Source organism: Halobacillus sp. B23F22_1 (genome assembly GCF_043497005.1).
Classification (GTDB): Bacteria; Bacillota; Bacilli; order Bacillales; family Halobacillaceae; genus Halobacillus_A.
On record NZ_JBIEKE010000001.1, the window covers coordinates 839,013 to 854,101 of the forward strand.

The following is a 15,089-nucleotide window of genomic DNA, read 5'->3' on the forward strand; positions in this document are numbered from 1 at the left end:
TATAGTTAATTATGCTTAATTTTTCAATGTTTACAGAAGCGTATAATTAATAAGTCTTATGGTTTGTTTAGGTTAGACTGAGTCAATAGTTATATAAATGTAGTAGTAACAGGGGTTTTTCAGGGTAATTAAATCTTCCTTAAAAGTTGAAAAAATGTGAACAAAAACCCCCGTTTAAACAGGAGTAGAGCGCTTTTTTTTTCAATATAAACATCCGTAGAGTTTGATAAAATAGTTGAAAAGACCACATGAATAAGGAGTTTTAGTTTGAAAAGGAAAATTTTCATTACAGTCATCATTGTTTTTATCGTCGTTGTTTTTTCATTCAATGTACTGAAAGCTAAGAATACAGAAGATGTAACCGTAGAAGTTATTTATGGAGAAGAGGAAGAAGTGAAAGAAACCTTATCCATCCCTGGAGTTCTGGAGTTAAAAAACGAAGAGAAAATTTATTCAGAAACAGAAAAAGGCACGGTGAAAGAGGTATTTGTAAAAGCAGGGGAGAAAGTGAAGCAAGGTGATCCGGTCTTAGAGTATGAGGATCAGAACCTTTCTAAGGAAAGACGACAGCATAATTTATCGCTTCAATCAGTAGAATTATCCCTTGAATCCCTTTATAAACAAAAGCATTCGTTACAAGACCAAATCCATAAAGCGAAAGAAGATAAGGAAGTAGTAACTCAGCTGACCACTGAATTGGATCAGGTTGAATTTGAATTACATAATGCTCAAATTGAAAAAGATAAAATCATGCTGGAATTAGAGACCCTCAATACAAAGGAAGAAGAGTTAGAAGTAACCAGTCCAATAGATGGGACGGTACTTACTGTTAATTTAAAAGGCAGCCAGGATATGAATGAACCGATGGTAACGATTGCGAACCTCAGTCAATATTCCGCAAGTGGTGTTGTGGGGGAGGATGAAACGGTACATATTAAAGAAAATGATGAAGCTGTGATACAGGCGGACGTGATAGATGATAAAAAGTGGGCCGGGGAGGTTAAAAGCATAGGCTACACGCCGGTGAATAGTGATGCAGTAGAAGTACAAGACGATCGTGCTTCTAAGCAGTATGCCGTCGATATTGAATTTACGGAAGATGAGCAGGAACAGTATGAACAACTTAAGCCGGGGTTTAAGCTGCTCATAGATATCATTTTAGAAAAAAGAAGAGGACTGACGATCCCGCGTGAAAGTGTCGTTTGTGAAGGGCAGAGTCATACCGTTTTTGTTGTAGAAGATGGGAAAGCTGTTTCGAAAGAGGTCGAGTATGGGGTGCGGCTGGGAGAGAAAGTAGAAGTAATTTCAGGATTAACGGGAGAGGATGCCGTTGTGAGAAACCCGGAGCATGTTAAAGAAGGAATGGAAGTGGAAGTTAGCAATGATTGAATTATCTGATGTAGACAAGTCAATCCACTCAGCCGGCCAATATCATAACATCTTAAGTGACGTTAATTTAAGAATCGAAAGAGGGGATTTTATTTCGATCATCGGCCCTTCCGGTTCAGGAAAGTCTACGTTAATGAATATTTTAGGGTGTTTAGACCGTCCCTCCTCCGGCACTTATAAAATGGATGGTAAAGATGTTACTCAACTAACCGATACGGAGCTCTCTAAGGAACGCAATGAAAATATAGGTTTTGTTTTTCAAAGCTTTCACTTATTGAATAACATTTCGGCTAGTGAAAATGTTCAGCTTCCTTTAGTTTATGCAGGGGTTCCCCGCAAAGAGAGAAAAGCGAGAGCAAGAGAGGCGCTCGTGAAGGTGGGGCTTGAGGAGCGTTTAACTTATTTACCGAACCAGCTATCAGGCGGGCAGAAGCAGCGAGTGGCAATTGCCCGTGCTCTTGTTCATCATCCGAAAATAATTTTTGCCGATGAGCCTACAGGTTCGCTGGACAGTCAGTCGAGTGCGTTGGTTATGGATACGTTTAAACTGTTAAACAATGAAGGAATCACGATTGTGATCATTACTCATGACCCTGAGATTGCGGGTCATTCAACGAAAGTAATGTCTGTCAAGGACGGGATGCTGGCATGAGTTTTATTAATCGAAATGTAAAGGAAGGACTTCTTTGGGTATTCTAGAAAATATTAAAATTGCGTTTACGTCTTTACTCGTCAATCGGATGCGATCTTTACTGACTACGATAGGGATTATCATAGGTATTGCCGCTGTTATCCTCATCGTATCCATCGGGCGTGGAGGAGAGCAGTTGCTGAAAGAGCAGATGGCCGGGGATGAAGAAACGATTGAGCTTTACTATCAACCTACCGATGAAGAGCTCCAGAACAATCCGAATGTATTAGACGAACCAAAATTCATGGAGCAGGATATACGTGAACTCTCTACTATTTCAGGTGTGGAAGAAGTACTGGCAACAAGCAAAGCCTCCAGTACATTAACTTACCATTCGAAGACGGCAGAAGCGGCCATTGTAGGGGTGGAAAAGAAAGATATCACCGAAACCGTGGCGGGCAGTCATTTTACAAGCTTTGATTTTGAAAAGTCACGCAAAGTAGGGGTGATTGATGCGGGCTTAAGCCGTGAATTATTTTCCAGCCATGAAGAAGCAGTCGATCAAACGATATGGGTGGCTGATCAGCCTATTAAAATCATAGGCGTTTCGACTTCGGAAGAGGGGTTGTTTTCCGGGGGCGGGGCGCAAATCTCTCTACCTAAAGATACATACAAATCTATTATGGGCAGCTCCAATTATAGTGAAGTGAAATTAAAAGTCAGTGATATTAATCGAGTAGAAGACATAGGAAATGAAGCGGTCACTTTATTAAATGAAAGGCATGCCGCAGAGGATGCCTTCCAAGTTCTTAATATGGAAGAGATTTCACAAGGCATCAGTCGGATCGCTATGATCATGACTTATATTATAGGCGCCATTGCCAGCATCTCTCTTTTTGTAGGAGGGATCGGGGTGATGAATATGATGCTCGTTTCTGTCTCCGAAAGAACGAATGAAATTGGAATTCGCCGGGCGCTTGGAGCGACGAGAAAGCAGATTCTCTTCCAATTTTTAATAGAGTCACTCATATTGTCTTTAGTTGGAGGACTTATAGGCATCGGCATCGGATATATGACGACCATTCTCGCTTCCTCTTTAATTGGCTGGGATGCTTATTTTTCCTGGGAGATCATATTCATCGGCCTCTCCTTCTCCACAGTCGTAGGCATAATATTTGGCATACTGCCGGCTCGCAAAGCTTCTAAATTAGAACCAGTGGAAGCCCTTCGTTTTGGATAGTTTAGTAAGATACGCAATTCCCATTTAACTGGTTGAATTGTAAAATAAAGGTGTAAGGAAATAAATGAAGAAAGGAGGATGTGAATGATGGATTCTTTACTTATGAAACTTGTAGCTACCTTCGGAATGACGACGGCAACAGCTGGAAAAATCAGTGCTTTGATTATTGCAGCTTATAATGCTGGAACATTGACATTACGAGGAGCAGCCGTACTTATTGCAGGCACAGGCGTTGTAGGGATTGGAGTTGCTCTAGTTGCTCTTATTTCTTACCCATTCTTAGTTAAAAAGATTAAAGCTGGAAAAGCAGCTGTAACTGCCTGGTAGCTTAGCAGAATAGGATAAGGTCAGTAGTTGTCTAACTGCGGCCTTATCCTATTATTTTAAAATCATATACATATAAAAAAGCTGGTGGATAACATGTTAAAAATACTATTACTAGAATGTAAAGGGATCTATCGAGAGTATAAATCTTCGTTCACGATCACTTTTAATAAAGTACTGCTTTTTCTTCTCGCATTTATGTTTTTTTCCTTACTATTTTATATTGTGAACAGGATGCAAGTGAATGAATTTATTTATCTCAATGCCGGGCTTTCCCTCTCCATTATGTTAGGGATCAGTTTAAATAAAGATATTTATCTCGACTATCTTCAAACGGACAAAAGCAGGCTGGTGAATATCTTTCCTATTCATAAAACAGGGTTTCTGCTTTTAAAAGGGATTAAGTATGAACTTGTGACGTTAGTTGAGGTTTTTATTATTTTTGCCACACTCTTAGGAGCCATGGCTGTAGCCGGAACAAATGTCGCGACGCTTGCTCTTTATCTTTGCTGCTACTGTCTATTGTATTTGCTAGCTAGAAACGTCGCTTTAATATTCAGCCACAACATCATTACTAATTTTATACTGTTTCCTTTATTCTCTCTTCTCCTTAAGTCTTTACTTCTTACTTTAGTGCTGATTATTGCAGGCAATATTACACGGTGGTTTGACAGTTTATACAATCAGGGAGAAACCCCTTTGGATTTAATCAGTAAATATTCCTTTGCCGTGGAGGATTATGTCAGCTTGATCGAATATAATTTTGCTCAAACGCTCATTCTTTATGCTTTACCGCTTATGATACTTTCATATGTTTTAAAAGTTCTTACGTACAGTTACAACGATAAGAAAAACATTTTAAATCCAATGAACAGAATGGGCGCTTTTCTCAAAAAAACGTTCTCGTTTAAGAGAATATTGTGGAGAAAAGAATATCTTCTGCTTCATGAAAAGGGTGTTAGTTCTAAAATCGCAGAAAGGTGCATTTCTTATTTCATTGCCTTTGCAATCATACTTATTCTAAAGGCACTCGGTTATATAACGCTTATCGCAAGCCCTACCCTTATCTTAATTATTACTTTTACTGAAGTAATGAATCTTATGAGCACTTATACAAAAACGGCTCTTGGTCATGAGAGACAATACGTCATTTACTACATATTATCAGGATATCAAATATCGGATTTACTGCTTTCTAAGTCCAAATTAATTTCCCGAATTCTCATCGGCGTTGTCTTGTATGTCTATCTATTACTATCTGTCATTTTTAATAGTAATTTACAAGAAACATTAATGTTACTGCCGATCGTCATGACGTTTATCGTCCTTTACTCGGTCGTAGCCAACTATACAAATACGTATAAGACTTCATATTCCAATCAGTTTATGATTCCGCATAAGCTCGCAGCGACCAAAACGATTCTATTTACGGCAGTGATTGCTTATTTCAACATTTCAGTAATCACAATACTCTCTTTACTCAATGTAAATGTTTATCTGTTTTCTGCACTGTTGATTTCAGCTATTCATTTAGTGTTGTACGCCATTATGGTCAAACGAGTGAAATCTACACGAAAGGAATTTTATGGTGAATATAGTGATGCAATCGGTTAAGAAAATAGATAATGTGCTTATCTTCAGTTATGTCATTGCCCTCATGATTTATGTGATTTCCTATATCGCCGGATATTCCATGGACATTCCATATGAGGAAGCGGATATATCGTTCAACATATGGGATATCTTCGTTAACAACACCATTATAAGCTTGATTTTCTTTGCAGGGATTCTATCATTTGGATTCGTTAACATAGGAATCGCAGGAATCAATGGATTCAGCATTGGCTCTCTTATGAGCTATTCATCAGAAAACCTGGCCCTTGGAGAAATTTTGTGGAACATTATCCCGCACGGCGTCTTTGAAATTCCTTCGTTACTTATTAGTACATCTGTAGGCTTTTTACCCATTCTTTTACTAATAAAAAAAGCGCACAGTAAAAAGAAAATCAACTATAGGTTTTACTTGAAATATATCGGCCTGGCCTTTGTTCTGGTGCTTTTGTTAAATATTGCTGCGGCGGTAGTGGAAATTACGATTACAATGAAGTAAGGAGTTGAGGAAGGGTATGGATCGAAGTATTTTTAGAAACAATTATCTTATTTTAGCGATATTGATGGCGTCTGTTATGTTTTACGCTTATTTCTACAGTCAGTCAGTTACGGAATTTACCGTTATCATTGACAGTATGAAACAAGGAGCAGGGAGTATGATGACAGGGACGGAAGAGAATACCATTGATTCTTTTTTAGACATAATGACGAGCATGTATTTTCAAGTTCCGCTCCAATTCGTTAACACACTGCTTATTATCTATATCTTAAGTATCTTTATTTTAATCTTTAATAAAACCGAGAATAAAGTGAGAAAAATCTCGCAGGAAAGAAACAGCTTTAAGGATATCGTCACATGTTTTTATAAAAGTATTTACGTCGTGGCAGCCAACTTCATTGTATTAGGACTTTTTATGATGATGACGAACGTCTCATTAAAAACGATGGAAGGCGTCACTCCGGGATTATACTGGTTATTAATCGGTGTCCTGCAGGCGTATGTATTCGGTAAAGAATTTTATAAAAGAAACACGTTTACGTATTCTCCGGTCGTCGTGCTTTCGATTTATCTTACGCTCGGATTTACCGTTCAAATGTTTCTGAACTTTTAAGGGAGGTGCGGGGATTGAAGAAGACTTTACAGTTAGAAGGTATTCATAAAAAGTACGAAGAAAACCATATATTAAAAGGGTTATCGTTGAATGTAGAAAAAAGTGAAATCGCCTTTTTAGTTGGTCCAAACGGTGCCGGTAAAACAACATTAGTCAAAACCATCTTAGGCTTAATGAGTCCGGATGAGGGAGAAATCGTATTTAACAAAGAGCAGCTGACGATCCCTTTCCCTAAAAAAGTAAAGGCAGAGCTAGGCTATATTCCAGATGAACCGATTTTCATAGAATATCTTACGGGAATGGAGAACTTGAAGTATTACAGCCACATTTATAAGAAAAAAATGAAAGAAAAAGAATTACTGGATCTCTTGGAAAACTATGAACTAAAAGACGCTTCCAACCAGCTGGTTAAGTTATATTCCCGGGGAATGCGCCAAAAGCTGAGCCTGTGCTTTATGGATATTGTAAACCCAGAATTAATCGTCATGGATGAACCTACCATAGGATTGGATCTCTTAAGTATTAACTTTCTAAAGAAACGACTGCTGAAGTTTAAAGAAGATAACAAGTCGTTGTTAATCACTACCCATGATATGTCCTTTTGTCAGGATATTGCCGATACCATCTATATATTAAATGACGGCAAAGCAACACGTCTAAGCGAAGATTTTAAAGAAACGGATAAAGGAATATTTGAAGATCAAATTCTTCAAAATTTAAATTAAGGAGAATCGATATGGAGCCTGCTAGTTTATTTATTATTGCCTGCATTGTATTAGTTTTCCTCGTGGTAGGGTTTTTGAATGTATTATTCTTCTTTGGATATAAAAAGAGTGAGATTAGTAAAGGTAAACTTGTGACTTTTTGGGTGGTGACGTCTTCGGCTGGGTTTGTAATAGGTTCGATACTAATTTTTACGATTTAACTAAGGTTAGAGGAGCGGCTTCTTGGGTAGCTTTACGGTGACGCTTCGCCAACATACTGCGGCTCGCGCTGTTCCGGCAGGAGTCGGCACTTTCTCCGTTCCTTTAACCAGAATGGAATCTTGAAACTTTCGTAATGTGAAGGCCCTTTTGCAAAAGCTGTTTCACAGCTTGAGTAAATGATTTTGCCAGTCATCTATTTCGAAAAAGGGTTTGAGGAAACGGTGAGACGCCTGCGGGAAATGGAGTCGTTTCATCAAACCCTTTACACTATCTAAATCAAGGAATTTTACGATCTTTTTCTCAACAGCCTGGGCAGCTTATTAGATAAGCTGCTTTTTATTATGGAGATTTCACGGGAAAATTGTGAAAAAATAATTATATTTTCCGGGACTTTTCGCTGAATTTTTCTGAAAATTTATCAATACAAAGCAGGCCTTTTTCCTGCTAAGATAATAGTAATCACAGCAAAAAGGGGGAAATACATGAACCTTTCGCAAAAAGAAAAAAATATTATAAGGATGATTGCCCAGGAAAAACCTAATAAGGAAATCGCTTTTGAATTGATGTATTCGACCCGCACTATCGACTATCACATAAGCAAAATGATTAGACGTTTTGATGTGCAGACACGTGTAGGGATCGTGGCACGAGCTTATGATCTCAAGCTTTTAGTGCCGGGGGAATTATGGCAGAATAAAGACCAAAGTCCATCCAATTCTACTCTTAAAGAAAGCAGCTAGGGGTATCTTCTAAGTTCATTATAATAGTAAAATTATCTAATTTTGGTCCAATTCACCCATTTTAAATGTTATTATAATAGAGGATGGAAAAATATCCTTCTTTTATAACTAAATTCGACTAGATATTTAAAGTGGGGTGCGGAGTAGGACATGGGGATTGGATTACTTTTAAAAAGCAGAAGAAGACAATTAAAGTTAACTCAACAAGAGTTAAGTGAAGGAATTTGTTCCATTACTTACATAAGTAAGATTGAGAATAACCTTATTACACCACATGAAGGTATATTAGATCATTTACTCGCACGCCTTAACTTAGACCCTGAGGACTTAGAAGTTTTTGATAAAACGAAAATGCTGGATAACATACGAAACGTATTTGAATTGCTGGAGGACACTAAGACTTACGCGCAGGGAAGAGATTTAATCCCACAAATCCTGGAAGGCTACGATCAGAGTAACCATCCACTTATCAAAGCTGGGTGCGGCATTGTACTAGCGTATTTCAACACGAAAGACAAAAAGTATGATGAGGTGCCTGATTATTTGGAGTTGACAGATGAGCATTTTAAGCTTCTGCCGGATGATTTTCAATTTAAATACCTTAAAGTGAAAGGGCTTTATTATCATCGAATAGGAGCCTTGAAGGATTCATTGAACGTTTATCTGGATGCGGAAAAACATATGAAACTATTGAAAAAAGTCGATGTTGAGTTACTGTACCAACTAGGTCTTTTAAATTCAAAGCTTAATCACTTTGCTGAATCTAACAACTATTTAATGGAAGCATTACGATATTATAATGCCCCCTTAAACTTAAGACGAATTATAGAATGTAATATGATTACGGGCATCAATTACAGTAAGCAGGGAAAATTTAACGACTCTAAAGAAATTTTTCTTAACTTAATTCATAACAACGGGGAAAGTATTAATGAGGCCTATTTGAGCCGTATTTATCATAACTTAGGCATCGCGTTTTTGTACCTGGGAGAGATGGATCAGGCCGTGGAATACTTTGATGCATCCTCGGAATTGAAGGAAGAGGATGAAGAAACCATTACTACGTTATATTTCTTAGCTCATATTTATAAGGGCAAGGGCAATCATCAAAAGATGATGGACTACCTGGATAAAGGGCTGGAATTAAGCCAGAACGACCTGGTCATGTACTACAAATTTAAAATATCAAAGTTGTATGCGTTAGGAAATGAGAAAGAATTAATCAATTTATTAGAAGGGACGGCCCTTCGATACTTTGAACTTCATCATCCAGTTGTTTATCAAGAATGTCTGTTACTTTTAGCAGACTTATATAAGAACATTAATCAATACAAGAAATGCTCGTATTACTTAGAGAAGTATATTAATTTAAATCCAAATCGAAATAGAGAGGAATTGTTATTATGAAAAGAAAAATCATTGCTGCTTCACTATGTCTGGCTTGTGTACTCCCAATAAACGGCGCGTTAGCTGCTCAGGTTGATGGAAGTGTGAATGTTTCTAAAGATTATTCTCATATCCTGCCAACTCCGACGCCTAATGGTCCAATTATTGTTGTACCTGATAATGATCAATATCCAGATTCGTAAAAATTTCAACCACTCTTAGGTATACAAGGGATAGTCATGGAGAAAGGCAGCGATTTTGCTGCCTTTTTTGCTGTGGAGAGCAGCAGGAAAAAGTTCTACATAAAATTATTTGCCTCTGGAAACTTTTTAGTTTCTCAATCGTATCACTAATAAAGGGTTGAAAAGTTGTAGTTGATCCAAAAGGAGGTATCGACTTGAAAAGTTCCGTCGTTCTATTTATTGTCTTAGTGTTGATGCACACGATGACGCTTGTACATATTACGATTTTTAACGGGGAATGGGGAGGAATTGTCCTCATGTTATCGAACCTTTTGTTTCTTATAGCTGTGTTTTATTTCGGCACGGAATATCGTGCGCGTAAAAGAGTGAAAGGATAGAGAAGTGAGCCGGGCTTACTATGCTAATTAAAGCTGGAAATTTTGAAAAAGTGAAAAGGTCACAATTATGGTAGAGAGCGTACCTGCAGACATTAACGTTATAATTTTGAACCCGTGCTCTTTATTTTTCTGTTCTGAAGGTTTTCCAAGCTCGTGGGTTACGGCGCTCCATAAGACGATTGATACGATAGCTGTGATTAAGAGAAACATGTTACCAACTCCTGTATTAAAAGGTTATTTCTTGAACTTAGTGTATTACAGCAGTGAAAAGGAGAGGGGATGTCATTGGAGAAAAAACATCTAGATAAATGGAAAGAAACGAGAAAACAGGGAAAGAGAAAATTTATTATAGTTAATGGAATCGTTAAGTGGGGATTGGTGACAGGAGTTTTATTTTTTGCCTTTCAACAGCTCGTCCTTAATGGTCTAACCCCATCTATGTTACTGGATACACGAGTTGTCCCTGAATTCGCAGTAACACTTGGTATTTTTATGCTGGGAGGCATTTTATTTGGGAGTCTGTTGTGGAGCCTTAAGGAAAGGCGATAGAAAAAATGTTTGAAACGCTGCAACGTCTTATAGTTAACCATTAGCTTACGCAGCTTCTTCCCTTGTATACATAACCATCAACTGGCAATTATTCTCCTCATAAATGCATGATTTGTGAGCACCTTAAGAAGGAATCTTTGTTAAGGAGTGCTCACTATGTTTTCACATATTAAAGAATTACAATATAACGCCAAGCCCTCTCAGCCAGACCCCGTTTATGCTAAAAAACTACAAGAAATCTTAGGCGGCCAGTTTGGAGAAATCTCTGTAATGATGCAGTATTTATTTCAGGGTTGGAATTGCAGGGGGAACAGCAAATATCGAGATATGCTTTTAGATATCGGAACGGAAGAAATCGCGCATGTTGAAATGCTTGCCACAATGATTGCACAGCTATTGGAAGGAGCGCCTGCTCATGATCAGGATCAGGCGGCACAGGATCCAGTAGTCGAAGCGGTGCTTGGCGGAATGAACCCGCAGCATGCGATCGTTAATGGATTAGGCGCACAGCCGAATGACAGCTCGGGGTATCCGTGGAATGCACGTTACACGATCGGCAGCGGCAACTTGCTGGCAGACTTTCGAGCCAATTTAAATGCAGAGTCTCAAGGGCGTCTTCAAGCCGTACGTCTCTATGAGATGACGACGGATCCTGGGGTGAGGGATATGCTTTCATTCTTAATCGCCCGCGATAAGATGCACCAAAATCAGTGGATGGCAGCGATAGAAGAGCTTGAACAAATGGAAGGTGCTGTTGTACCTAGTACGTTCAGTTCCGATCACGAAAAACAGGATGTCGCTTATTCATTTATGAATTTCTCTGAAGGTGAAGAAAGCAGTGAAGGACGATGGGCTCACGGCAGTTCTCTTGATGGTAAAGGAACATTTAATTATGTGCAGTCTCCTGATGCTAAAGGGCAAAAGCCTGTATTAAATCCGGCTCCAGCATTCATTCATGGGACTCTTCCATCTCCAGATCCTTTAAATCACTTACAGCAATAACTAAGTGGCAGGGAGCTTTTAAAGTTCCCTGCTTTTATGATGTATAGAAAGGAACTATTGATTTTGTTGAAAAAGGGAATTTTTTACGTTTTTATAGTCATAGCAGTAACAATGATGGCCACTTCACCATCTCCATCAGCTTATGACAAATGGGTAGAGAATACATACAGCATTGCGTGTGACGCAAAAGGGAATTGTTTGAAAGAGGATCGTCCCTTGTGGTTTCGTTCTTCTCATTATAGAAATACGGGATTGTTTGCTTCCTATGAACAAACCTTTGAAGATGCTGAAGGAGAAGAAATCACGATCCGTACGTTTGGCGTGCTCGGGCAGTTTTTTGAAATGGAGAACGGCCGGCTATGGGATATGCTAAATTAGATAAATGGCTCGAGATCGTTAACATGCGGTGGAGGGGGAAGCTAGCGTACCTAGTTTTGCTCCCCCACGGCTTTTCGTATTTCTTTTTTCCTCAAGGCTTCTTACTCCTTTCTTATGATCCTTACCAGTGAAACATCCTTATGTAATTATCTATTCCCATAATTATAGAATGCTTCAGTGTGAGTTCTCCTCTTTGACATTCCCCGCAAAACTCGTTATCCTAATTGAAGTAATTCCTACTATTTTGATAAGGAAAAGGGTGTTTATATAAATGGCTACTACAAAAGTTCAACCTATAGATGAAGTAAAAGACCCCGTCAAGCGAGAAGATGCTGATTTAAATCGTCCGCAGATGCCGCTCATTGCCGGCGGTCTGATCGTTGGTGCTATTTTAATGGTATTTCTTATGGTGACCCAAAATGTTGTGCAGGCGCTGCTGCTCGTCATTGGTCTATTGCTTGGCTACACGTTATTTCATGCCCGTTTTGGCTTTACGTCTGCCTTCCGCCGCATGATGTCGGTCGGTAATGGACAGGCCTTACGTTCGCACATGCTCATGCTGGCTGTGGCAGTTACATTGTTTGCGCCCATTCTGGCATTTGGCTATACCTTCTTCGGAGGGGAAGTGGCCGGTTATGTTTCTCCGGTAGGCATCAGCCTGCTTGTCGGTGCGTTTATGTTCGGCGTCGGCATGCAGCTTGGCGGCGGGTGTGCATCTGGTACGCTTTATGCCGTTGGAGGCGGACGCTCGGTTATGCTTGTGACATTGCTGTTCTTTATTATCGGCTCAACGATTGGTGCTGCACACCTGCCGTTCTGGACCGAAGATCTTCCAGCGTTTGAACCTGTATCGCTGGCTACATCCACAGGTCTTGGCTACGGCGGCGCGTGGCTGCTGTCGATTGCTTTATTTGGTATCATTGCATGGATTACCTTAGTGGTAGAAAAGAAGAAAAAAGCACCGAAGATGGCGCCTGTGCCGTCTACAAGCGGCTGGAAGCGAATTCTGCGTGGTTCCTGGCCGTTGTTCACAGCGGCGATCGTACTTGCCGTGCTTAATGCGTTAACGTTAATGACACGCGGAGCTCCGTGGGGCATTACGTCCGCTTTTGCCCTCTGGGGGTCAAAAGTCGCCCAGTTCTTTGGAATGGATGTCGCGAGCTGGGGCTACTGGCAGGGTGAGAACGCAGCGGTATTGCAATCCTCCATTTTTGCCGATTCTACGACAGTATTGAATTTGGGCGTTATTTTAGGAGCATTCCTGGCTTCTGCAGCAGGCGGTCTCTTTAAATTTTCCAAGCTCAATGTGAAAAATGTAATGGCTTCTGTCATCGGAGGCTTGCTGATGGGTTATGGCGCGCGTCTGGCGTTCGGCTGTAACATCGGCGCTTACTTTGGAGGTATTGCCTCATTCAGTCTTCACGGCTACCTTTGGGGGATTCTCGCGTTAGGCGGAACTTTCTTAGCGCTTTATCTCAGACCTTTGTTTGGGTTATCTGTTCCGAAATCAAAAGATTCCTTTTGTTAACTTCAATCGTCATGTGACTCGTTCACATGACGATTTTTATTTTGAAAAAATGATGTTGAATCCTCTGAAGGGCAGGAGTATATTTAGACAATAGAATGAAGTTCAGTCAAAGGATGGTTGAAGCATGCGATATGTTCATAAGCCGGAGCCGCCTCAAATATTAATCCTTGTATTCACTGTGTCAATTTTGATCGGAAGTATTTTATTGGCTGTACCGATCGCAACACACGGATCGATTCATTACACCGATGCCTTGTTTACGGCCACCTCAGCGATGACCGTTACAGGACTTGCCGTCGTTGATACAGGAGAGGCTTTTACCTTATTCGGTCAAGTCGTCATTTTAGCTTTAATTCAGCTCGGCGGGCTTGGCATTATGACGTTCGCGATATTAATTTACATGGCGTTAGGAAAGAAAATCGGCATAAGGCAGCGCTTATTAATGAAGCAGGCGTTAAATCAATCTGCAATTGGCGGAGTGGTCGCCTTAGCGAAAAAGCTGCTATTCTTCTCTTTGTCTGTTGAGGTGGTGGCGATTATCATCCTCTCGGTGCGTTGGGTGCCGGAGCTTGGATGGAGCAGCGGGTTGTATGCAAGTGTGTTTCACGCAATCTCCGCTTTTAACAATGCAGGCTTTTCCATCTGGTCGGATAGTTTATCAGGCTACGTCTTTGATCCCGTCATCAACATTGTCATCTCGTTGCTTTTTATTATCGGCGGGATCGGCTTCACGGTCGTCTTTGATTTGTGGCAGAAAAAAGAGTTCAGACATCTGTCGCTGCACACAAAAGTGATGCTGTTTGGCACTTTACTGATCAACGTGTTCAGTATGCTGGTCATTTTTGTCCTGGAGTATAACAACCCCGACACGTTAGGGTTTATGAGTTCAAGTCAGAAGCTGGCGGCTGCTTACTTCCAGGCCGTTACGCCGCGGACAGCAGGGTTTAATACGATAGATACGGCGTCGATGGAGGAGGCTTCTCTTTTCTATACCATCACGTTGATGTTTATCGGCGGAGGAAGTGCTTCTACGGCGGGAGGCATTAAATTAACGACAGCGCTTGCGATTCTGCTTTCCACGGTTGCTGTGTTTAAAAGTAAAGAAAATATCGTGCTGTTTCAAAGGAATTTACGCCCATACACGATTATGCGCGCGTTAGCTTTAACTGTGGTCAGCATGGCAGTCGTCGTTGTTACAGTTTTTATCCTGGAAATAACGGAGAACGTCTCGTTTTTAACGATCCTGTTTGAATGTGTATCTGCATTTGGCACAGTCGGTTTGTCAATGGGTTTAACAACGGAGTTAACCATTGTAGGAAAATCTGTATTAATTTTGACGATGCTCATCGGCAAGCTCGGACCGTTAACTTTTGCCTTTGCGTTCGCCAGTCACACCCCTGATCTTGTGAAGTATCCAAAGGAAGATGTAATGACTGGGTAATTTTTCATAAAACTTATTGACCTCGCCATGCGGCGGGGTCTTTTTTATAGCAATCTAGTATTTGCGAACCGCACCGTTTGACTTATTTCGACATTTTATGGCAAAATACTTAAATTTTTCTAGCATTTGTTTGTTATAATAAACAAGATTTCAAGATTTTACATGATTATTAGGAAGACAGGAGGGGATCGATTGATTTAACTTCTTCATGCTGTGCTGTTGGTTCTACTGTTTTTGGAAGGATAAATCAAG

General features: G+C 40.0%; 19 protein-coding genes. 18 read left to right on the forward strand and 1 reads right to left on the reverse strand.

Annotated elements, in window-relative coordinates; genetic code table 11:
* Positions 1 to 267: 267 nt before the first annotated feature.
* The 13 genes from ACGTNH_RS04290 to ACGTNH_RS04350 all read left to right on the forward strand — a co-directional run bounded on the left by ACGTNH_RS04290 (position 268) and on the right by ACGTNH_RS04350 (position 9,939).
* Complete coding sequence (locus tag ACGTNH_RS04290) at positions 268 to 1,389, forward strand: efflux RND transporter periplasmic adaptor subunit (RefSeq protein WP_394585218.1); 1,122 nt, start codon at positions 268 to 270, stop codon at positions 1,387 to 1,389.
* Entirely contained in the window at positions 1,382 to 2,041 is a 660-nt protein-coding gene (locus tag ACGTNH_RS04295; RefSeq protein ID WP_394585220.1) for an ABC transporter ATP-binding protein, read from the forward strand. Before ACGTNH_RS04290 ends, ACGTNH_RS04295 begins: the two co-directional genes overlap by 8 nt.
* Positions 2,042 to 2,075: 34 nt before the next feature.
* The gene (locus tag ACGTNH_RS04300; protein ID WP_394585222.1) at positions 2,076 to 3,260 is read left to right on the forward strand and encodes an ABC transporter permease; all 1,185 of its coding nucleotides are present in this window, start codon (positions 2,076 to 2,078) and stop codon (positions 3,258 to 3,260) included.
* Between the two features lie 84 nt (positions 3,261 to 3,344).
* Positions 3,345 to 3,587, forward strand: a complete 243-nt coding sequence (locus ACGTNH_RS04305) for a hypothetical protein (protein ID WP_394585223.1) — start codon at positions 3,345 to 3,347, stop codon at positions 3,585 to 3,587.
* Between the two features lie 93 nt (positions 3,588 to 3,680).
* Complete coding sequence (locus ACGTNH_RS04310; RefSeq protein ID WP_394585224.1) at positions 3,681 to 5,198, forward strand: hypothetical protein; 1,518 nt, start codon at positions 3,681 to 3,683, stop codon at positions 5,196 to 5,198.
* Positions 5,173 to 5,694 (forward strand): stage II sporulation protein M, encoded by a 522-nt coding sequence (locus ACGTNH_RS04315; protein WP_394585226.1) that lies wholly within the window; start codon positions 5,173 to 5,175, stop codon positions 5,692 to 5,694. The genes ACGTNH_RS04310 and ACGTNH_RS04315 overlap by 26 nt, the downstream gene beginning before the upstream one ends.
* Before the next feature lie 16 nt (positions 5,695 to 5,710).
* Complete coding sequence (locus ACGTNH_RS04320; RefSeq protein WP_394585227.1) at positions 5,711 to 6,307, forward strand: hypothetical protein; 597 nt, start codon at positions 5,711 to 5,713, stop codon at positions 6,305 to 6,307.
* A gap of 14 nt (positions 6,308 to 6,321) precedes the next feature.
* Positions 6,322 to 7,032 carry an ABC transporter ATP-binding protein gene (locus tag ACGTNH_RS04325; RefSeq protein ID WP_394585230.1) on the forward strand — a complete coding sequence of 237 codons (711 nt, stop codon included), beginning with the start codon at positions 6,322 to 6,324 and terminating at the stop codon, positions 7,030 to 7,032.
* An 11-nt stretch (positions 7,033 to 7,043) separates the two neighbouring features.
* Positions 7,044 to 7,232: a hypothetical protein gene (locus ACGTNH_RS04330; protein WP_394585232.1), complete on the forward strand. Its 189-nt coding sequence runs from the start codon at positions 7,044 to 7,046 to the stop codon at positions 7,230 to 7,232.
* A 483-nt stretch (positions 7,233 to 7,715) separates the two neighbouring features.
* The gene (locus ACGTNH_RS04335) at positions 7,716 to 7,973 is read left to right on the forward strand and encodes a response regulator transcription factor (RefSeq protein ID WP_394585234.1); all 258 of its coding nucleotides are present in this window, start codon (positions 7,716 to 7,718) and stop codon (positions 7,971 to 7,973) included.
* Between the two features lie 150 nt (positions 7,974 to 8,123).
* Complete coding sequence (locus tag ACGTNH_RS04340; protein WP_394585235.1) at positions 8,124 to 9,380, forward strand: helix-turn-helix domain-containing protein; 1,257 nt, start codon at positions 8,124 to 8,126, stop codon at positions 9,378 to 9,380.
* Positions 9,377 to 9,562 carry a hypothetical protein gene (locus tag ACGTNH_RS04345; protein ID WP_394585236.1) on the forward strand — a complete coding sequence of 62 codons (186 nt, stop codon included), beginning with the start codon at positions 9,377 to 9,379 and terminating at the stop codon, positions 9,560 to 9,562. The genes ACGTNH_RS04340 and ACGTNH_RS04345 overlap by 4 nt, the downstream gene beginning before the upstream one ends.
* A gap of 194 nt (positions 9,563 to 9,756) precedes the next feature.
* Positions 9,757 to 9,939: a hypothetical protein gene (locus ACGTNH_RS04350; RefSeq protein ID WP_394585237.1), complete on the forward strand. Its 183-nt coding sequence runs from the start codon at positions 9,757 to 9,759 to the stop codon at positions 9,937 to 9,939.
* 27 nt (positions 9,940 to 9,966) lie between these two features.
* Here the strand turns inward: ACGTNH_RS04350 and ACGTNH_RS04355 are convergent, their stop codons facing one another.
* Positions 9,967 to 10,149: a hypothetical protein gene (locus ACGTNH_RS04355; RefSeq protein ID WP_394585239.1), complete on the reverse strand. Its 183-nt coding sequence runs from the start codon at positions 10,147 to 10,149 to the stop codon at positions 9,967 to 9,969.
* A gap of 75 nt (positions 10,150 to 10,224) precedes the next feature.
* On the opposite strand from ACGTNH_RS04355, the gene ACGTNH_RS04360 reads away from it, so the two are divergent.
* The 5 genes from ACGTNH_RS04360 (at position 10,225) to ACGTNH_RS04380 (ending at position 14,837) form a co-directional block, all read left to right on the forward strand.
* A complete protein-coding gene (locus ACGTNH_RS04360) occupies positions 10,225 to 10,488 on the forward strand; it encodes a hypothetical protein (protein WP_394585240.1) in 264 nt (87 codons plus the stop codon).
* Between the two features lie 156 nt (positions 10,489 to 10,644).
* Entirely contained in the window at positions 10,645 to 11,490 is an 846-nt protein-coding gene (locus tag ACGTNH_RS04365) for a manganese catalase (RefSeq protein WP_394585242.1), read from the forward strand.
* A 63-nt stretch (positions 11,491 to 11,553) separates the two neighbouring features.
* Positions 11,554 to 11,868 carry a hypothetical protein gene (locus tag ACGTNH_RS04370; RefSeq protein WP_394585243.1) on the forward strand — a complete coding sequence of 105 codons (315 nt, stop codon included), beginning with the start codon at positions 11,554 to 11,556 and terminating at the stop codon, positions 11,866 to 11,868.
* Positions 11,869 to 12,139: 271 nt separating this feature from the next.
* Positions 12,140 to 13,396 carry a YeeE/YedE family protein gene (locus ACGTNH_RS04375; protein ID WP_394585245.1) on the forward strand — a complete coding sequence of 419 codons (1,257 nt, stop codon included), beginning with the start codon at positions 12,140 to 12,142 and terminating at the stop codon, positions 13,394 to 13,396.
* 124 nt (positions 13,397 to 13,520) lie between these two features.
* Positions 13,521 to 14,837 carry a TrkH family potassium uptake protein gene (locus tag ACGTNH_RS04380; protein WP_394585248.1) on the forward strand — a complete coding sequence of 439 codons (1,317 nt, stop codon included), beginning with the start codon at positions 13,521 to 13,523 and terminating at the stop codon, positions 14,835 to 14,837.
* The last annotated feature ends 252 nt before the right edge of the window (positions 14,838 to 15,089 follow it).